The sequence below is a fragment of the Xenophilus sp. genome (assembly GCF_044462705.1).
GTDB classification, from domain to species: Bacteria; Pseudomonadota; Gammaproteobacteria; order Burkholderiales; family Burkholderiaceae_C; genus Xenophilus; species Xenophilus azovorans.
This window is the reverse complement of sequence record NZ_JBIQNC010000030.1, coordinates 1-17,644: the sequence shown is the minus strand read 5'-3', so window position 1 is coordinate 17,644 and position 17,644 is coordinate 1. Positions and strand designations below refer to the sequence as shown.

Sequence of the window (17,644 nt, the reverse complement as noted above, 5' to 3'; positions counted from 1 at the left end):
CGGCGGTGATGAGGGTGCTGTAGGTCGTCATGGCGCGCGCAAGGAAAGGCAAGCGACCATTGTGCGGGCACTCGGCGCCCCGTGCACGCGGCCGGCGCCTCAGTGCTCCTCGGCAGGCGCTTTCGGCACGGCCCGCTGGCGCAGCACGGTGGCGGCGACGCCGCTGCCGATGATCAGCGCGATGCCTGCCCAGCCGGCCGCGTCGATGCGGTCGCCGAACAGCAGCACGCTGTACATCGCCGCGAACACGATGCCCGAATACTGCAGGTTGGCCACCACCAGCGTGGCGGCAGGCGTGTGGGCGCTGGCGTAGGCGTAGGTCAGGCACAGCTGGCCCAGGGCCGCCAGCACGCCCACCGGCACCAGCCATGCCGCATGCCGCCACGACCAGGCCGACACGCCGGTGAACAGCATCCACAGCACGCCAGCGACCATGGAGCCGACGGCGAAGTAGAAGACGGTGCGCGTCTCGGGCTCGCCGATGCGCGACAGCGCCATCACCTGCATGTAGGCGAAGGCGGCGCCAATGCCCGACAGCAGGCCCACCATGCCGGCGAAGGCGTCGGTGCCCTGGGTGGTCGGCTTGAGCAGCAGGATCACGCCCGCGAAGCCGGCCACCACGGTCAGCGTCAGCGATCCCTGCATGGGCGGCAGCGGCATGCGCCCGTTGCGGCCGGGCACCGGCGCCCAGGCCAGCAGCGCGCCGCCGACCAGGAAGGCGGCGATCCAGATGCTGCTCATGTAGTTGAGCGTCATGGCGGTGGCCAGCGGGATGTGCGCGATGGCGTAGAACCACGAGCCCATCGAGGCGGTGCCGATCACGCTGCGCCAGGCATGCATGCCGGGGTAGCGGGTGGCCAGCGGCACGCCCTGGCGCCGCGCCAGCACCGCGATGAAGGCGATGCCGATCACGCCGCGCCAGAACACGATCTCGGCGCTGGTGAAGTGCGCGGAGGCGTACTTGACGCACACGCCCATGCTGGCGAACAGCAGGGCCGACAGCACCATCCACAGGCCTTGCATGCCCGCTCCCCTGGGTCAACGACCCGTGAATTGAAAAGGGCGCCCCCGGCCGGAGGCGCCCCGCAGTGACGATGAACCTGTGTCGTTCACCTGCAACCCGGCGTGGCCAGCCGCTGCAGCGCGCCCGGCACCGCGGCCAGGCGCTGGCGGTACCACTCGTGGAAATGCTGCATGCCGTCCTCCATCGGGCTCTGGTAGGGGCCGACCTCGCTGTCGCCGCGCGCCATCAGGGCCCGGCGGCCGGCGTCCATGCGCTCGGCGATCTCGTCGTCCTCGATGCAGGTTTCCATGTAGGCGGCCTGCTGCGCCTCGACGAACTCGCGCTCGAACAGGGCGATCTCCTCCGGGTAGTAGAACTCGACCATGTTCATGGTCTTGCCCGGGCCCATCGGGTGCAGCGTAGAGACGGTGAGCACGTGCGGATACCACTCCACCATGATGTGCGGGTAGTACGTCAGCCAGATGGCGCCGTATTCGGGCGGCTGGCCCTCGCGGTACTTCAGCAGCTGCTCGTGCCAGCGCTGGTACACCGGGCTGCCGGCGCGGCCCAGGCGGTTGGCCACGCCCACCGTCTGCACCGAGTACTCGGGCTTGAACTCCCAGCGCAGGTCGTCGCAGGTGACGAAGTTGCCCAGGCCGGGGTGGAAGGGGCCGACGTGGTAGTCCTCCAGGTAGACCTCGATGAAGGTCTTCCAGTTGTAGTTGCACTCGTGCATCTCCACCCGGTCGAGGTGGAAGCCGGTGAAGTCGAGCGCGGCGCGCGGGCCCATGTTCGCCAGGTCGGCGGCGATGTCGCGGCCGTTGTCCTCGAACAGCAGGCCGTTCCACTCGCGCAGGGGCCAGGTCTTGAGGTTCAGGCACGGGTCCTGCGCGAAGTGCGGCGCGCCCAGCAGCGTGCCGGTGGGCTGCGCGCCGGCGGCGTTGTAGGTCCAGCGGTGCAGCGGGCACACGATGTGGCCGCTGGCGCGCGCATCGAGCTGGCCGCGCCCGCGCAGGATCACGGCCTGGCGGTGGCGGCAGACGTTGGACACCAGCTCGACGCCGCGCGGCGTATGGACGAGGGCGCGGCCCTCGCCCTCCTGGGGCAGGGCGTGGTAGCTGCCGGGTTCGGGCACCGCGAGGCGGTGGCCCACGTAGCGGGGGCCGTTGGCGAAGAAGGTCTCCATCTCGAGGGCGTACAGGGCCTCGTCGAAATACGCGGAAACCGGAAGTTGGCTCGAAGCCTGCTGCAGTCGAAGACTTAAATCAGACATGGGTGACCTGACCAAGCTCCCCACAGGGAGGTGTAAAACCGAGAACCCCCGCCTCTTTCCTGCGACTGAGCCGCCCGGCGGATTGCAGGGCCAACGTCTCCGCGGAAAAAGTTGCGCCGGCGAAGGCCGGCGCGGGAATGAGCAGGGATTGTACCCCGGAGATATCTGCGCGCTGAGGTGCGGCCTTCTAGAATCACCGGTTTCTTTCCGGTCTTTGCATGCCCAAGGCGCCTTCCTCTCCCGCCGGCTCCGACGCCGCGCCCCTGCCTGCCACCTACGAGGCGGGCGTGCAGGAACTCGAACAATTGGTCGCCGCACTCGAATCGGGCCAGCTGCCGCTGGACCAGCTGCTGGTCAGCTACCAGCGCGGCGCGGCGCTGCTGGCCTTCTGCCGCGACAGGCTGCAGGCCGTGGAGGATCAGATCAAGGTGCTGGACGCCGGCAGCCTGAAGGCGTGGTCGGGCCAATGACGGCGACGACGGCCGCGCTGGCCCCGCGCTGGAGCGCGGACGAACTCTCCGACTGGATGACGCCACAGCTCGACAGGGTCGAGGCGGCCCTGGTGCGCTGGGTGGGCGCCGATGCGCCGGCCCACCTGGGCAAGGCCATGCGCTACGCGGTGCTCGACGGCGGCAAGCGCCTGCGCCCGCTGCTGGTGGTGGCCGCCAGCCAGGCGGTGGCGCCGCTGGCCGGCGCGCCGGCGCCGGCCGTCGAGGAGGCCGCGCTGCGCGCCGCCTGCGCCGTCGAATTGATCCACGCTTATTCGCTGGTGCACGACGACCTGCCGTGCATGGACAACGACGTGCTGCGCCGCGGCAAGCCCACGGTGCACGTGAAATTCGGCGAGGCCGACGCGCTGCTGGCCGGCGACGCGCTGCAGGCGCTGGCCTTCGAACTACTGGTGCCCGACGGCGAGCGCGTGCCCGACGCCGTGCAGGCGCGGCTGGTGCGCCTGCTGGCCCGCGCCGCCGGCGGGCAGGGCATGGCCGGCGGCCAGGCGATCGACCTGGCCAGCGTCGGCCGGCGCCTGGCCGAAGCCGAGCTGCGCGAGATGCACCGCCTCAAGACCGGCGCGCTGCTGCAGGGCAGCGTCGAGATGGGCGCCGCCTGCGCCGGCGAGCTGCCGGCCGAAGTGCTGGCCGGCCTGCGCGACTACGGCGCTGCCCTCGGCCTGGCCTTCCAGGTGGTGGACGACATCCTCGACGTGGTCGCCGATTCCGCGACCCTGGGCAAGACGGCCGGCAAGGACGCCGCCGCCGACAAGCCCACCTACGTCTCGCTGCTCGGCCTGGACGGCGCGCGCGCCAATGCCGCGCGGCTGCTGGACGAGGCCCTGGCCGCCCTCGCGCGCACGCGGCTGTCCGACACGGCCGCGCTGCGTGCGCTGGCCCACATGGTGGTCGACCGCGACCGATAACGGCCGAAGCGCCGCCCCACGCATCCATGGCTCCCCTCCTTCCCACGATCAACGATCCCGCCGACCTGCGCCGCCTGGACCGCGAGCAGCTCAAGCAGCTCGCCGACGAGGTGCGCACCTGCGTGCTCGACAACGTCTCGCGCACCGGCGGGCACCTCAGCTCCAACCTCGGCACGGTGGAGCTCACGGTCGCGCTGCACTACGTCTTCGACACGCCGGAAGACCGGCTGGTGTGGGACGTGGGCCACCAGACCTACCCGCACAAGATCCTCACCGGCCGGCGCGAGCGCATGCCCACACTGCGCCAGCAGGGCGGCATCTCGGGCTTCCCGCAGCGCGCCGAGAGCCCCTACGACACCTTCGGCACCGCGCATTCGTCGACCAGCATCTCGGCGGCGCTGGGCATGGCGCTGGCCGCGCGCCAGAAGGGCGAGGACCGCCACGCCGTGGCGATCATCGGCGACGGCGCGATGACCGCCGGCATGGCCTTCGAGGCACTGAACAACGCGGGCGTCTACGACGACATCAACTTCCTCGTCATCCTGAACGACAACGACATGTCGATCAGCCCGCCGGTGGGCGCGCTCAACCGCTACCTGGCGCAGCTCATGAGCGGCCAGTTCTACGCGGCCGCCAAGCACGTCGGCAAGAGCGTGCTGCGCGCGGCGCCGCCGCTGTTCGAGTTCGCCAAGCGCTTCGAGCAGCAGGCCAAGGGCATGGTGGTGCCGGCCACGCTGTTCGAGAAGTTCGGCTTCAACTACATCGGGCCGATCGACGGGCACGACCTCGACTCGCTCATCCCCACGCTGGAGAACATCAAGCAGCTCAAGGGTCCGCAGTTCCTGCACGTGGTGACGAAGAAGGGCCAGGGCTACAAGCTGGCCGAGGCCGACCCGGTGGCCTATCACGGGCCGGGCAAGTTCGATCCCTCCGTCGGCCTGGTCAAGCCGGCCGCGGCGCCGAAGAAGACCTTCACCCAGGTCTTCGGCCAGTGGCTGTGCGACATGGCGGCCGAGGACGGCCGACTGGTCGGCATCACGCCGGCGATGCGCGAGGGCTCGGGCCTGGTGGAGTTCGAGCAGCGCTTCCCCGGCCGCTACTACGACGTGGGCATCGCCGAGCAGCATGCCGTCACCTTCGCCGCCGGGCTGGCCTGCGAGGGGCTCAAGCCGGTGGTGGCGATCTACTCCACCTTCCTGCAGCGCGGCTACGACCAGCTCATCCACGACGTGGCGATCCAGAACCTGCCTGTCGTCTTCGCGCTGGACCGCGCCGGCCTGGTCGGTGCGGACGGCGCCACGCACGCCGGCGCCTACGACATCGCCTACCTGCGCTGCGTGCCCAACATCAGCATCGCCTGCCCGGCCGACGAGGCCGAATGCCGGCAGCTGCTGAGCTCGGCCTACGCGCAGAGCCACCCGGTGGCGGTGCGCTATCCGCGCGGCGCCGGCGTCGGCAAGGAGCCGCCTCTCACGCTCGATGCGCTGCCCTTCGGCAAGGGCGAGCTGCGCCGCCAGGGCAGGCGCATCGCCGTCCTGGCCTTCGGCACGCTGCTGTACCCGGCGCTGGAGGCGGCCGAGGCGCTGGACGCCACGGTGGTCAACATGCGCTGGGCCAAGCCGCTGGACCTGGAACTGCTCAAGCAGATCGCTTCCACGCACGAGGCGCTGGTCACGGTCGAGGAGGGCGCGGTGATGGGCGGCGCCGGCAGCGCGGTGGCCGAGGCGCTGCAGGCCGCCGGCATCGCCATGCCGCTGCTGCAGCTGGGCCTGCCCGACCGCTTCATCGAACATGGCGACCCGGCCCGGCTGCTGGCCGGCGTGGGCCTGGATGCGCAGGGCATCCGGGCGGCCATCGAAACGCGTTTTCCCGAAGACAAGGCGTGATGCCGTGCGCATTGCCGCGCGTGCGTCCACCGTGCGCAGGGAAAACCCGCAAGGGGCACTTGTAAGGCGTTTTTACAATTGTTCTGCTCAGAGAACGCGGCCACGAGCCGCGTTCGTGTTTTTCATTCCTAACGGAGTTGCTTTCAGATGGATCGTCGTTCCCTCATCAAGAATGCCGGCATCGCCGGCGTGCTGGCTGCCGGTGCCGCACCGGCCGTGCACGCGCAGGCCGCGGTGCGCTGGCGCCTGGCTTCCAGCTTTCCCCGTTCGCTCGACACCATCTTCGGCAGCGCCGAAAAACTGTCGCAGACCGTCAAGGCGCTGTCCGGCGGCAAGTTCGAGATCTCCGTCCACCCCGCGGGCGAACTGATGCCCGCCTTCGGCGTGGTCGACGCACTGCAGGGCGACAACATCGAGATGGCCCAGACGGCCGCCTACTACTTCACCGGCAAGGACCCGGTCTTCGCCTTCAGCTGCGCCGTGCCCTTCGGCCTGACCGCCCGCCAGAACACCGCCTGGAAGCTCTACGGCAACGGCGGCAAGCTGATGGACGAGTTCTTCGCCCAGTACAACTTCAAGACCGCCAGCGCCGGCAACACCGGCACGCAGATGGGCGGCTGGTACCGCAAGGAGATCAAGACCGTCAACGATCTCAAGGGCCTGAAGATGCGCATGGGCGGCGGCGTGTTCGGCGAAGGCATGGCCAAGCTGGGCGTGGTCTCGCAGAACCTGCCGGCCGGCGACGTCTACCAGGCGCTGGAGAAGGGCACCCTGGATGCGGCCGAGTTCGTCGGCCCCCACGACGACCAGAAGCTCGGCTTCAACAAGGTCGCGCCCTTCTACTACTACCCCGGCTGGTGGGAAGGCGGCGCCGACCTGGAGTTCTTCATCAACGTCAAGAAGTACAACGCGCTGTCGGCCGAGAACAAGGCCATCCTCGACGCCGCCATGGCCGTCGCGGCGACCGACATGACCGCCAAGTACGACACCTACAACCCCATCGCGCTGAAGAAGCTGGTGGCCGAGAAGACCCAGCTCAAGGCCTTCCCGAAGGCGGTGATCGATGCCGGCTTCAAGGCCTGCATGGAGGTGTTCGCCGAGCACGAGGCCAAGTCGCCGGTGTTCAAGAAGATCCACCAGGACATGCGCGCCTTCCAGCGCGACCAGATCCTGTGGAACCGCTTCTCGGAGTTCCCGTTCAACCAGTACATGAACGGCGTGAAGATCTGACGGCCGCTGCGTCGACCGGACAAGAAAGACCCCTCGGTCAACCGCTTCGCGCTTGCCCGATCCCCCGAGGGGATGCTTTTTGTCTTGGGGCGGCCCGGCGACAAAAAAAGAAAAAGGCCCGCTGGCGACAGCGGGCCTTTTTGCTGGCGCGGGCGTGTGGCGCGGTCAGGCCGTACGGCTCGTGCGCCGGTACACGGCGCCCCAGGCCAGCCCCAGCACGGCCGCCGCCAGCGAGCCCGCCAGCACGCCCAGCTTGGCCGCGCCCAGGAGGCGCTCGTCGGCGAAGGCGAGCATGGCGATGAAGATGGACATCGTGAAGCCGATGCCTGCCAGCAGGCCGATCAGGCAGATGCCGCCCCAGGACACGCCTGGCGGCAGCCGGCACCAGCCCAGCCGCACCACGAGCCAGCTCGTGCCGATCACGCCCAGCGGCTTGCCGGCCACCAGCGCCAGCGCGATACCGACCATGATCCACTGCGGACCGCCGGCCGACAGGTCGATGCCGTCCATGCTGACGCCGGCATTGGCCAGGGCGAACAGGGGCATGATGCCGTAGGCAACCCAGGGGTGCAGCGCCGTCTGCACCCGCACCACCGGCGGCAGCAATTCCCGCTGGCCCAGCCGGAGCTGCCTGAGCGCTCCCGCCGGGTGGTGCGTGCCGGTCTCGGCGCGGTCGTCATGCGCGCGCAGTTGCTCTGCCGCGTGCGTGACCAGATCCATGGGATGCTCGCGGGTGCGCAGCGCCACCACCGGGGTCATCATGCCGAGCACGACGCCGGCGAGCGTCGGGTGCGCGCCGGTCATCAGCAGGCCGGTCCAGACGATCGCGCCGGGCAGCACATAGGCCCAGGCCGAGCCGATGCCGATGCGCTGGAACCCGAGCACGATCAGGACGCCCAGCCCGGCAATGATGAAGCCGTGGTAGTCGAGTCCGCCGGAATAGAACAGCGCGATGATCAGCACGGCGATGATGTCGTCGATGATCGCCAGCGCCAGCAGGAAGACGCGCACGTTGGAAGGAATCGAGCGGCCCAGCAGCGCCAGCACGCCCACGGCGAACGCGATGTCGGTCGCCGTCGGCACTGCCCAGCCGTTCCGGCCTGCCGGATCGACGTTCAGTCCCAGGTAGATCAGGGCGGGCACGGCAACACCGCCCAGCGCGGCCACGATCGGCAGGCTCGCCTGTCTCAGATCGCTCAGCGCCCCTTCGTGGATTTCCCGCCGGATCTCCAGCCCAACCACCAGAAAGAAGACGGTCATCAACGCATCGTTGATCCAGAAGTGCAGCGATTGGGAATAGACGATGCTGCCGATGCCGACTGACAGCGGCAGATGCCACAGCGCGTGGTAGGCGTGGGCGAATGGGGAGTTGGCCCAGATCAGCGCGACGGCCGCCGCGATCAGCAGCACGCTGCCGCTGGCGGCTTCGATGTGCAGAAAGCGCTCAAGGGTGGCGAAGGCGCGTTCGGCCAGGAGCTGAGCGCGCGAAGGGTCTTTCCGAAGAGCGGGGCGGTGGATGGTCATGACAACTCCGCGTGGCGGCCCGACCAGCGCATGAACCTGTCCCACCGCGGCATGCGGCTGACACCCTCGCGCGATTCTACGCAGCGGCGACGGCCCGACGGGGGATCGGCCGCCGCGCCGCTCAGGGTTTCGACGCAGGCTGCTGCTGCAGCGCGTCCTGCATGGCCTTCATCGGATCGTCGTCCTGCGCCGCCGGCGCTTCCGGCGTGGCGGCGGCGCCCGGCTCCTGGGGCGCCGCTTCCGGCGACGGCTGCTCCTGCGGCGCCGGCTGCTCGTCCGAGCCGTAGCCGGCATCGCTGCCGTAGCCGCCGCCTTCCTCCGGCGCCAGTTGCTCGCGCATCTGCTCGCCGACGGCCTTCAGGTCGTAGTTCTGCGCCTTGTCCAGGTTGCCCGTGACCAGGCCGGGGAAGGCGATCATCACGCCGACCATGAACAGCTGGATCAGCACGAAGGGGATGGCGCCCTTGTAGATCTGCATCGTGGTCACCGGCTGCATGATCTTCTGCGTCACGCGGTCCAGGTAGGGCTTGTCGGGCGCCACGGAGCGCAGGAAGAACAGCGCGAAGCCGAAGGGCGGGTGCATGAACGAGGTCTGCATGTTCATCGCCAGCAGCACGCCGAACCAGATCAGGTCGATGCCCAGCTTGTCCGCCACCGGCGCCAGCAGGGGCACGACGATGAAGGACAGCTCGAAGTAGTCGAGGAAGAACGCCAGGAAGAACACCAGCACGTTCACGAACACCAGGAAGCCGACCTGTCCGCCCGGCAGGCTGGACAGCAGGTGCTCCACCCAGATCGGGCCGTCCGCCGCCTGGAACACCAGGCTGAAGATGGTGGCGCCGATCAGGATGAACATCACGAAGCTGCCCAGCTTGGTGGTGGTGGCCAGGGCCTGCGTGAGCAGCTTCATGCCCAGCCGCCCGCGCGACCAGGCCATGACCAGCGCGCCCACGGCCCCCATGGCGCCGCCTTCGGTGGGCGTGGCCACGCCCAGGAAGATGGTGCCCAGCACCAGGAAGATCAGCAGCAGCGGCGGGATGAGCACGAAGGTCACGCGCTCGGCCAGGCGCGAGAGCAGCCCCAGCCTGGCGTACTTGTTGACCAGAGCGATCAGCAGCGCCACGGCCGTGCCGCCGCACATGGCGACCACGACCTTCTCGTCGGTGGCGACGAACTTGACCTCCTCGCCCAGCCACCAGGTGTGCACCGCCTCCATGTGGCGCGCCAGCAGCACCGAGACGATGAAGGAGATCGCCATCAGCACCCCCAGCGAGCGGTAGCCGCCGCTGCCGTCGGCCTGGCGGTAGACGCGCGCCTCGGGCGGCAGCGCCGGCACGGCGGCCGGCCTGAAGATGGCCAGCACGGCGACGTAGGCCACGTAGCAGCCGACCAGCAGGAAGGCCGGCGCGAAGGCGCCCTTGTACATGTCGCCCACGCTGCGGCCGAGCTGGTCGGCCATGATGATCAGCACCAGCGAGGGCGGGATGATCTGCGCCAGCGTGCCCGAGGCGGCGATCACGCCGCTGGAGAAGCGCCGGTCGTAGCCGTAGCGCAGCATGATGGGCAGCGAGATCAGGCCCATCGAGATGACCGAGGCGGCGACCACGCCGGTCGTCGCGGCCAGCAGCGCGCCGACGAAGATCACGGCCAGCGCCAGGCCGCCGCGCAGCGGGCCGAAGACCTGGCCGACCGTGTCGAGCAAGTCCTCGGCCATGCCGCTGCGCTCAAGGATCAGGCCCATCAGGGTGAAGAAGGGCACGGCCAGCAGCGTGTCGTTGGACATGATGCCGATCAGGCGCTGCGGCAGCCAGGCCAGCACCGACGAGGGGAACACGCCCAGCTCGATGCCGATGAGGCCGAAGGTCAGGCCGGCGGCGCCCAGGCTGAAGGCCACCGGGAAGCCCAGCAGCAGGAAGACGACCAGCCCCGCGAACATGATCGGGGCGAAGTTGGCGGTGATGAATTCCATCGCGATCTCTCCGGGGCTCAGTGAGGCACGGCCCCGGTCTTCTTTTCCTCTTCGCGCTGGCGCAGGATCTCCGCCAGTTCCTCCTCGGCCGATTTCTCGCCCGCCTTGACGGTGGGGTCGGGACCGTCGCCGGTCAGGAAGGCGATGCGCTTGATCAGCTCGGACCAGCCCTGGACCATCAGCAGCACGAAGCCGATCGGCAGCGCCAGCCACACCGGCCAGCGGATCAGGCCGCCGGGGTTGCCGGACATCTCGCCCGTCTCGAACTTCTGCACCAGCATCGGGATGCCGTAGTACAGGACCAGCAGGCACACCGGCGTCAGGAAGAGGGCGAAGCCCACGATGTCGATCCAGATCTGCGCCTTCTTGGGCAGCCGGCTGTTGACGACGTCGATGCGCACGTGCTCGCGGTGCAGCAGCGTGAAGCCGGCGGCCACCAGGAACGACCAGGCGAACAGGTACCACTGCACTTCGAGGAAGGCGTTCGAGCTGGTGTTGAACACCTTCCGGACGACGGCGTTGATGGCGCTGATGGCGGTGGATGCCAGGATCAGCCAGATCACGTATTTGCCCACCTGGGCGTTGAGCCAGTCGATGGCCCGCGAAAGCTTGAGCAAGCCTTGCATGTCGTCTCTACCCCATTTTGAGTTGGATGCCCGTAAACACGACTGCACCCGACGCACCGGCCTCGTGAGCCGGCGGGTCGGGTGCAGCGGGCGGCGAATTCTAAATGTGCGGCCATGTCCTGCCCGTTGGGGACGACCCTCGCCGACCATAATCGTCCGATGCCCGACTCCCAGCGCCCGGCTGCCAGCCCGCACGGCACGGCGTCGATCGACGCCCCCGGCATGCGCCATGCCGGACGCGAACTGCTGTCGCTGGCGCTGATCGATGCGCGCAACCACACGCTGCACCTGCTGTCGCTGTTCGAGCAGGCGCTGCACTCGCCCGAACTGGACCTGCCGGCGCCGGTGCCGCCCGGCCTGCCTTCGCCGCGCTGGCTGGCCGGCCACATCGGCTGGTTCGCCGAGGCCTGGATCGCGCGCAACACGCAGCGTGCCCTGGGCGTGGCTTGCCCGGCGCGGCCGACGCGGCTGGCGGCCGTCGACTCCGGCGCCGACGCCACCTGGGACCCGCAGGTGTGCCCCCCGTCCGAGCGCGCCGGCCCCGGCGTGCCCGGCATGGCGGCCACCCGCGCCTACCTGCTGGAGACGCTGGAGGGCACGCTGGAACTGCTGGGCCGCGCGGCCGAGACCGACGCCGGCCTGTACTTCTACCGCCTGGCCCTGTTCCACGAGGACTGGCGCGGCGAGCAACTGGTGCAGATGGCGCAGGCGCTGGGCCTGCCGATCGGCGCCGCGCTGCCGCCGCCCGGCGCGCCGCGTGCGCCGCTGGCCGTGCCGGCCACGCGCTGGACGCTGGGCGCCGGCGAGGCGCCGGGCTTCCACCTGGCGCAGGAGACGGGCGCGCTGGCGCTGGACGTGCCCGAGTTCGAGATCGACGCCCAGCCCGTGACCTGGCAGCAGTTCTGCGAGTTCGTGGACGACGGCGGCTACGACCGGCCCGAATGGTGGTCGCCCGAGGGCTGGGCCTGGGTGCAGGCGAGCGGGCGGCGCGCCCCGCGCCACGTGGAGCAGATCGGCCTGGGCCACGGCGCCGGCGCCGGCGGCTCGGTGCTGCTGCGGCGCTTCGGCGAGACCGTGCGCGCGGCGGGGCCGCATGCGGCCATGCACGTGAGCTGGTGGGAGGCCGATGCCTGGGCGCGCTGGGCCGGGCGGCGCCTGGCCACCGAGGTGGAGTGGGAGATCGCCGCCTGCAGCGCCGCGCGCCGCGGCTTCCGCTGGGGCGAGGTGCAGGAGTGGACCGCCGGCACGCTGCGGCCCTGGCCGGGCCAGCGGGCCGACCCGTGGAGCGCCGGCACCGAGTTCGATCCGGCACCGGCCTGGTCGCGGGCGCGCGTGCTGCGCGGCGCCTCCTTCGCGGCCCGTTCGCGCATGCGCTCGCCGCGCTGGCGCGGCTTCGCGGCGCCGGGGTGGGACGCCGGCTTCGTCGGCTTCCGCACCTGCGCACCATGACCTGACAGGTCATCGACCGGCGGCCGCGGCGCGGCGACCATGCGTGCACCTCAACGCACACAGGAGATCGCCATGACCACCACCCCCGCCACCGTCGATGCCCGGGCCCTCGCCGGCCACTACATCGCGCTGTGGAACGAGCCCGACGCCGCGCGCCGCGCCGAGCTGCTGCGCAGCCACTGGTGCGAGGACGCCGCCTACGCCGACCCGCTGGCCGCCGTGCGCGGCCACGAGCAGATCAGCGCCCTGGTCGGTGCGGTGCAGGAACGCTACCCGGGCTTCCGCTTCGCGCTGATCGGCACGCCCGACGCGCACGGCGAGCACCTGCGCTTCTCGTGGACGCTCGGCCCGCAGGAGGCGCGCGACCTGATCCAGGGCACCGACTTCGCCGACCTGCAGGGCGGCAGGCTGCGCCGCGTGACCGGCTTCCTGGACAAGGTGCCGCAGGGCGCCTGAGCGCTGCTGCTCAGGCCGCGATCGAGTAGCCGCCGTCGACCGGGATCGCGGTGCCGGTGACGAAGTCCGAGGCGGCGCTGGCCAGGAACACGGCCGTGCCCGCCAGGTCCTTCGGCTGGCCCCAGCGGCCGGCGGCCGTGCGGGCGATGACGCGTTCGTTCAGGCCCTGCACCTGGCTGCGGGCGGCGTCGGTCAGCTCGGTGGCGATCCAGCCCGGCAGGATCGCGTTGACCTGGATGTTGTCGACGGCCCACGAGGCCGCCGTCGCCCGGGTCAGCTGCACGATGCCGCCCTTGCTGGCGCCGTAGGCCGGCGCGTAGGGGGCGCCGAAGATCGACATCATCGAGCCGATGTTGATGATCTTGCCGCCGCCGGCGCGTTTCATCAGCGGGTGCGCGGCGCGGCTGCACAGGAAGGCGCTGGTCAGGTTGGTGTCCATCACCTGCTGCCACTCGGCCAGCGCGAGTTGGTCCACCGGCTTGCGCACCGTGGTGCCGGCGTTGTTGACGAGGATGTGCAGCCCGCCGCAGCGCTCGGCCAGGGCGTCGAAGCCGCGCTGCACGGAGGCCTCGTCGGCCACGTCCATCGGCAGCGCGAAGCTGTCCGTGCTGCCGGCCGCGCGCAACTGCTCGACGGCGCCGGCGGACTTGGCCTCGTTGCGTGCCGCGACCGCCACGCGCGCGCCGGCCTGCGCCAGCCCCAGCGCCAGCCCCAGGCCGATGCCCCCGTTGCCGCCCGTCACCAGGGCGACCTTGCCGCTCAGATCGAACATCTCCTGACCGCCTTCCTCGTTGCCGTGAGTCAAAGCAGCCGATTGAACCAGAGCAGCGAGAGGCCCGCAGAGAGCAGCGCCAGCAGCGCGGCGCCCAGGGCGAAGAGGGCGGAAATCTCGGTCTCCTTCTTCTCCACCGTCAGGCGCGAGCTGAGCGTGTCGTAGACCTTCTTCAGGTCGGTGGCGGTGCCGGCGTAGAAGTACTCGGCGGCGGTCTGCTTGGCCACGGCCTTGAGCGTCTCCTCGTCCAGCCGCACCCGCATCGACCAGCCCTCGAAGCCGATGGTCTCGCCGTCGACCGTGCCGATGCCCACCGTGTAGACGCGCACGCCGCGGTCGGCAGCGGCCTTGGCGGCGTCCATCGGGTCCACGCCGGTGGTGCGCTGGCCGTCGGTGAGCATGATGATCGCGGCCGAACTGTACGAGCCCGGCGGCACCGGGGTGAACTCCTTCTTCTGCCGCCCGGCCTGCTCGATCGGGATGCCCTGCCGGCGGCTCGCCGGGCTGAAGTCCGTCACCTCGATGCCCGCGTCGGGGAACAGCGTGGCCAGCGAGACGACGATGGCGTTGCCGGTGGCGGTGGCACGCTGCAGGTGGAAGGAGTCGATCGCCGCCATCAGGTCGTCACGGTTGGTGGTGGGCAGCTGGGCCACGTTGGCGCTGCCGGCGAAGGCCACCACGCCCACCTTCACGTTGCGCGGCAGGTCCTTGATGAAGCCCTTGGCCGCCTCCTGCGCCGCCATCAGGCGGTTGGGCTTGACGTCCTCGGCGCGCATGCTGCCCGAGACGTCCATGGCCAGGATGATGGTCTGCTGGTTGGAGGGCAGCGTCACCACCGCCAGCGGCCGCGCGGCTGCGATCATCATCGCCACCAGGGCCAGCAGGAACAGCAGCGGCGGCAGGTGGCGGCGGATCGACTGGCCCGGGCCCATCGCCTCGCGCACGATCGACAGGCTGGCATAGCGCACCGCCAGCTTCTTCTTGCGGCGCAGCAGCCACACGTACAGCAGCACCAGCACCGGCACCGCGGCCAGCAGCCAGAGGAGTTGGGGCCAGAGGAAGCCCATCGGCAGGCCCCGGAGCAAGGTGGAGAAGTCCATATGCGTACCGGTCAGGGAGGATGCGTCAGGCCGCGGCGGCGGCGCGGCCGTGGCGCACGCGGCGCCGGCGCATGTCGGCGAAGCGCACCACGGCATCGACCAGGTCGTCGTCGGTGGAGAGTTCGAGCGTGTCCACGCCGGCACGGGCCAGCGCCTCGCGCAGCCGCGCCTCGCGCTCGGCCGCGATGCGGGCGAAGCGGCGGCGGAAGCCCGCGTCGTGCGTGTCCACCCACATCTGCTCGCCGGTCTCGGCGTCGGTCAGCGGCACCAGGCCCAGGTCGGGCAGCTCGCGCTCCAGCGGGTCGAACAGGCGCACCGCCACCACCTCGTGGCGCTGCACCAGGTGGCCCAGCGGCTTTTCCCAGCCCGGCTCGGAGAGGAAGTCGGACACCACGAACACCATCGAGCGCCGCGGCATCATGGCCGCCGCCGAGCGCAGCAGTTCGGCCAGCCGCGTCATGCCTTTCTGCGCCTTGGCGCCGCGGGCCGCGGGCGCACGCCGCGCCATGCGGTGCAGGAGCTGCAGCACCTGCGGGCGGCCGCCGCGCGGCGGCAGCACCGCCTCCAGCTCGGTGCCGTAGACCAGCGCGCCGACCCGGTTGCCGTGGCGCGTCAGCAGCCGCGCCAGCACGCCGACGAAGCCCTGCGAGATCTCGCGCTTGGCGCGCGTGCCGGAGCCGAAGTCCACCGAGCGGCTCAGGTCCAGCACGAACCAGGCGGCCATCTCGCGGTCTTCGGTGAACACGCGCACGTGCGGCTGCTGCAGCCGCGCGGTGACGTTCCAGTCGATGTGGCGCACGTCGTCGTGCAACTGGTATTCGCGCAGGTCGGCCAGGTCCAGGCCGGCGCCGCGCATCAGCGTGCGGTAGTCGCCCTGCAGCAGGCCGTCGAGCCGGCGCACGACCGTCCATTCGAGCCGGCGCAGCAGCCGCTCGGCGGCCTGCGCCGTCTCCAGCGGGCGCTCGTCGTTGGCGGCGCCGCCGGGCTTGGACTTGCGCCACCAGGCCATCACGCCACCTGCTTCTCGTGTTCGAGCGGGCGGGCCGGCGGCGGCACGGCCTTCATGATGCGCTCGACCAGCGCGTCGGGTGTCAGGCCCTCCGACAGGCCCTCGTACGACAGCGTGATGCGATGCCGCAGCACGTCGGGCACCAGGTCGCTCATGTCCTCGGGCAGCGCGTAGCTGCGGCCGCGCAGCATCGCCAGGGCGCGCGCGCCCTCGGTCAGGTTGATGGTGGCGCGCGGGCTGGCGCCGAAGGTGATGAGCGCGCGCGTGTTCTTCAGCCCGAACTTCTCGGGGTTGCGCGTGGCCGAGACCAGCCGCACCGCGTACTGGATCAGCGAGGGATCGACATACACCTTGCGCGCCTGGGCCTGCAGCTGCGCCAGCTGCAGCGTGGTGGCCACCGGCACCGCCTCCGGCGTGTCGCCGATCACGCGCTGCACGATCACGAACTCCTCTTCCTCGCTCGGGTAGTCCACCAGCACCTTCATCATGAAGCGGTCGACCTGCGCCTCGGGCAGCGGGTAGGTGCCCTCGGTCTCGATCGGGTTCTGCGTGGCCATCACCAGGAAGGGGCGCGGCACCCTGTGCGTCTCGCCGGCGATGGTGACCTGCCGCTCCTGCATCACCTCCAGCAGCGCGCTCTGCACCTTGGCCGGCGCGCGGTTGATCTCGTCGGCCAGCAGCAGGTTGGCGAACACCGGGCCCAGCGCGGTGGTGAAGTCACCCGTCTTCTGGTTGTAGATGCGCGTGCCCACCAGGTCGGCCGGCACCAGGTCGGGCGTGAACTGGATGCGCTTGAACTCGCCGCGCACGGTGTCGGCCAGCGTCTTGACGGTGAGCGTCTTGGCCAGGCCGGGCACGCCCTCGACCAGCAGGTGCCCGCCGGCCAGCATGGCGACCATCACCCGCTCCAGGAAGCGGTCCTGCCCGACCACCACGCGCTTGACCTGGTAGAGGATCTGCTCCATCAGCTCGGCGGTGGAGGCGGGCGTGGGGGCGGCGGCGGTGATGTCTTCCTGGCTCATGCGTCGGTCCTCGGACTAAAGATCAGAAGGGCGGCGAGCCCGCGGCCGAGGCCGCGTTCTCGATCGGCACCGCGAAGCCGATGCCGATGAAGGTGCGCTGCTGCGTCGGGTTGAGGATGGCGGTGACGATGCCCAGCACCTCGCCGTCCATGTTTACCAGCGGCCCGCCGGAGTTGCCGGGGTTGGCCGCCGCGTCGAACTGGATCAGGTTGTCCAGCTCCTGCTTGCCCTCGGGCGAGCGGAAGGAGCGCTTCAGGCCCGACACCACGCCGGCCGACACCGACGGCCCGATGCCGAAGGGAAAGCCGACCGCCGCCACCTGGTCGCCCGGCCGCAGGTCGGCGGTGGAGCGCATCGTGGCGGCGATCAGGTCGTCGGGGATCTTCTGCGCCTGCAGCACCGCCAGGTCGTTCTCGGGCTGCACGCCGGTGAGGGTGGCGGGCGACTCCAGCCCGTCGAAGAAGGTGACCTTGATGGTGTCGGCGCCGGCGACCACGTGCAGGTTGGTGAGGATCACGCCCTTGTCGACGATCACCACGCCGGTGCCCACGCCGCGCTCGACCTCGCCCGGCGGCTCGGCGGCCTCGGGCGCCTTGCCCTTGGCCAGGTTGCGGCCGCGCTTTTCCGTCTTGGCGGCGGGCGTCTTCTTCTCCTCGCCGTAGCCGACCACGCGCACCACCGAGGGCCGCACCGCCTCGGCCGCGCGGGCGGCGGGGGAGGGCAGCGTCTCCTTCTGCAGCGTGCGCAGCACGGCGGCGTCGATGTCTTTCTGCGTCAGCACCTGGCCCGGCGCGCGCGGCCACAGGTAGCCGGCACCGCCGGCCAGGCCGAGGGCGGCCGCGGCGAGCACGGCGGCCGCCGCGGCGCGGCGGCCACGCCGGGCCTTCGGGGGGGCCGAAGCCGGCGCG

The 17,644-nt window shown here is 70.6% G+C and carries 16 protein-coding genes; 6 read left to right on the top strand and 10 right to left on the bottom strand.

Annotated features, from left to right (window positions below; translation table 11 throughout):
- Positions 1-99: 99 nt before the first annotated feature.
- Positions 100-1,023: a DMT family transporter gene (locus tag ACIY1X_RS07500; protein WP_399679489.1), complete on the bottom strand. Its 924-nt coding sequence runs from the start codon at positions 1,021-1,023 to the stop codon at positions 100-102.
- An 86-nt stretch (positions 1,024-1,109) separates the two neighbouring features.
- A complete protein-coding gene (locus tag ACIY1X_RS07495) occupies positions 1,110-2,276 on the bottom strand; it encodes an aromatic ring-hydroxylating dioxygenase subunit alpha (RefSeq protein WP_399679486.1) in 1,167 nt (388 codons plus the stop codon).
- 218 nt (positions 2,277-2,494) lie between these two features.
- On the opposite strand from ACIY1X_RS07495, the gene xseB reads away from it, so the two are divergent.
- The 4 genes from xseB to dctP all read left to right on the top strand — a co-directional run bounded on the left by xseB (position 2,495) and on the right by dctP (position 6,809).
- On the top strand, positions 2,495-2,746 hold the full coding sequence (gene xseB / locus ACIY1X_RS07490; RefSeq protein WP_038205188.1) for an exodeoxyribonuclease VII small subunit: 252 nt from the start codon (positions 2,495-2,497) through the stop codon (positions 2,744-2,746).
- Entirely contained in the window at positions 2,743-3,693 is a 951-nt protein-coding gene (locus ACIY1X_RS07485) for a polyprenyl synthetase family protein (protein WP_399679483.1), read from the top strand. Before xseB ends, ACIY1X_RS07485 begins: the two co-directional genes overlap by 4 nt.
- Positions 3,694-3,719: 26 nt before the next feature.
- Positions 3,720-5,579, top strand: a complete 1,860-nt coding sequence (dxs, locus tag ACIY1X_RS07480) for a 1-deoxy-D-xylulose-5-phosphate synthase (protein WP_399679480.1) — start codon at positions 3,720-3,722, stop codon at positions 5,577-5,579.
- Positions 5,580-5,726: 147 nt separating this feature from the next.
- The gene (gene dctP, locus ACIY1X_RS07475; protein WP_038205208.1) at positions 5,727-6,809 is read left to right on the top strand and encodes a TRAP transporter substrate-binding protein DctP; all 1,083 of its coding nucleotides are present in this window, start codon (positions 5,727-5,729) and stop codon (positions 6,807-6,809) included.
- Between the two features lie 165 nt (positions 6,810-6,974).
- Here dctP and nhaA read toward each other — a convergent pair whose 3' ends face one another.
- From nhaA to ACIY1X_RS07460, 3 genes are all read right to left on the bottom strand, one after another.
- Positions 6,975-8,333 (bottom strand): Na+/H+ antiporter NhaA, encoded by a 1,359-nt coding sequence (gene nhaA / locus ACIY1X_RS07470; protein WP_399679478.1) that lies wholly within the window; start codon positions 8,331-8,333, stop codon positions 6,975-6,977.
- A 121-nt stretch (positions 8,334-8,454) separates the two neighbouring features.
- Positions 8,455-10,302: a TRAP transporter large permease subunit gene (locus ACIY1X_RS07465; RefSeq protein ID WP_399679475.1), complete on the bottom strand. Its 1,848-nt coding sequence runs from the start codon at positions 10,300-10,302 to the stop codon at positions 8,455-8,457.
- Between the two features lie 17 nt (positions 10,303-10,319).
- Positions 10,320-10,928, bottom strand: a complete 609-nt coding sequence (locus tag ACIY1X_RS07460; protein WP_038205218.1) for a TRAP transporter small permease subunit — start codon at positions 10,926-10,928, stop codon at positions 10,320-10,322.
- A 159-nt stretch (positions 10,929-11,087) separates the two neighbouring features.
- Here ACIY1X_RS07460 and ACIY1X_RS07455 point away from each other — a divergent pair, with 159 nt between their 5' ends.
- Together ACIY1X_RS07455 and ACIY1X_RS07450 are read left to right on the top strand one after the other, a co-directional pair.
- The gene (locus tag ACIY1X_RS07455) at positions 11,088-12,377 is read left to right on the top strand and encodes an SUMF1/EgtB/PvdO family nonheme iron enzyme (protein ID WP_399679472.1); all 1,290 of its coding nucleotides are present in this window, start codon (positions 11,088-11,090) and stop codon (positions 12,375-12,377) included.
- Positions 12,378-12,449: 72 nt separating this feature from the next.
- Entirely contained in the window at positions 12,450-12,833 is a 384-nt protein-coding gene (locus ACIY1X_RS07450) for a nuclear transport factor 2 family protein (protein ID WP_399679470.1), read from the top strand.
- A 10-nt stretch (positions 12,834-12,843) separates the two neighbouring features.
- Here the strand turns inward: ACIY1X_RS07450 and ACIY1X_RS07445 are convergent, their stop codons facing one another.
- The 5 genes from ACIY1X_RS07445 to ACIY1X_RS07425 all read right to left on the bottom strand — a co-directional run.
- Entirely contained in the window at positions 12,844-13,605 is a 762-nt protein-coding gene (locus tag ACIY1X_RS07445; RefSeq protein ID WP_399679466.1) for an SDR family NAD(P)-dependent oxidoreductase, read from the bottom strand.
- Between the two features lie 29 nt (positions 13,606-13,634).
- Positions 13,635-14,672 carry a VWA domain-containing protein gene (locus tag ACIY1X_RS07440; protein ID WP_399679524.1) on the bottom strand — a complete coding sequence of 346 codons (1,038 nt, stop codon included), beginning with the start codon at positions 14,670-14,672 and terminating at the stop codon, positions 13,635-13,637.
- A gap of 58 nt (positions 14,673-14,730) precedes the next feature.
- Entirely contained in the window at positions 14,731-15,714 is a 984-nt protein-coding gene (locus ACIY1X_RS07435) for a DUF58 domain-containing protein (protein ID WP_399679463.1), read from the bottom strand.
- Entirely contained in the window at positions 15,714-16,736 is a 1,023-nt protein-coding gene (locus ACIY1X_RS07430; RefSeq protein WP_399679461.1) for an AAA family ATPase, read from the bottom strand. Before ACIY1X_RS07430 ends, ACIY1X_RS07435 begins: the two co-directional genes overlap by 1 nt.
- Before the next feature lie 22 nt (positions 16,737-16,758).
- Positions 16,759-17,644: S1C family serine protease (locus ACIY1X_RS07425; RefSeq protein ID WP_399679458.1), on the bottom strand; the 886-nt coding region annotated here is incomplete at its 5' end.

Bases quoted from the DNA above. Each gene is read 5' to 3' on its own strand.
- ACIY1X_RS07500 (WP_399679489.1), bottom strand. From the start codon at position 1,023: ATGCAAGGCCTGTGGATGGTGCTGTCGGCCCTGCTGTTCGCCAGCATG.
- ACIY1X_RS07495 (WP_399679486.1), bottom strand. From the start codon at position 2,276: ATGTCTGATTTAAGTCTTCGACTGCAGCAGGCTTCGAGCCAACTTCCG.
- xseB (WP_038205188.1), top strand. From the start codon at position 2,495: ATGCCCAAGGCGCCTTCCTCTCCCGCCGGCTCCGACGCCGCGCCCCTG.
- ACIY1X_RS07485 (WP_399679483.1), top strand. From the start codon at position 2,743: ATGACGGCGACGACGGCCGCGCTGGCCCCGCGCTGGAGCGCGGACGAA.
- dxs (WP_399679480.1), top strand. From the start codon at position 3,720: ATGGCTCCCCTCCTTCCCACGATCAACGATCCCGCCGACCTGCGCCGC.
- dctP (WP_038205208.1), top strand. From the start codon at position 5,727: ATGGATCGTCGTTCCCTCATCAAGAATGCCGGCATCGCCGGCGTGCTG.
- nhaA (WP_399679478.1), bottom strand. From the start codon at position 8,333: ATGACCATCCACCGCCCCGCTCTTCGGAAAGACCCTTCGCGCGCTCAG.
- ACIY1X_RS07465 (WP_399679475.1), bottom strand. From the start codon at position 10,302: ATGGAATTCATCACCGCCAACTTCGCCCCGATCATGTTCGCGGGGCTG.
- ACIY1X_RS07460 (WP_038205218.1), bottom strand. From the start codon at position 10,928: ATGCAAGGCTTGCTCAAGCTTTCGCGGGCCATCGACTGGCTCAACGCC.
- ACIY1X_RS07455 (WP_399679472.1), top strand. From the start codon at position 11,088: ATGCCCGACTCCCAGCGCCCGGCTGCCAGCCCGCACGGCACGGCGTCG.
- ACIY1X_RS07450 (WP_399679470.1), top strand. From the start codon at position 12,450: ATGACCACCACCCCCGCCACCGTCGATGCCCGGGCCCTCGCCGGCCAC.
- ACIY1X_RS07445 (WP_399679466.1), bottom strand. From the start codon at position 13,605: ATGTTCGATCTGAGCGGCAAGGTCGCCCTGGTGACGGGCGGCAACGGG.
- ACIY1X_RS07440 (WP_399679524.1), bottom strand. From the start codon at position 14,672: ATGGGCTTCCTCTGGCCCCAACTCCTCTGGCTGCTGGCCGCGGTGCCG.
- ACIY1X_RS07435 (WP_399679463.1), bottom strand. From the start codon at position 15,714: ATGGCCTGGTGGCGCAAGTCCAAGCCCGGCGGCGCCGCCAACGACGAG.
- ACIY1X_RS07430 (WP_399679461.1), bottom strand. From the start codon at position 16,736: ATGAGCCAGGAAGACATCACCGCCGCCGCCCCCACGCCCGCCTCCACC.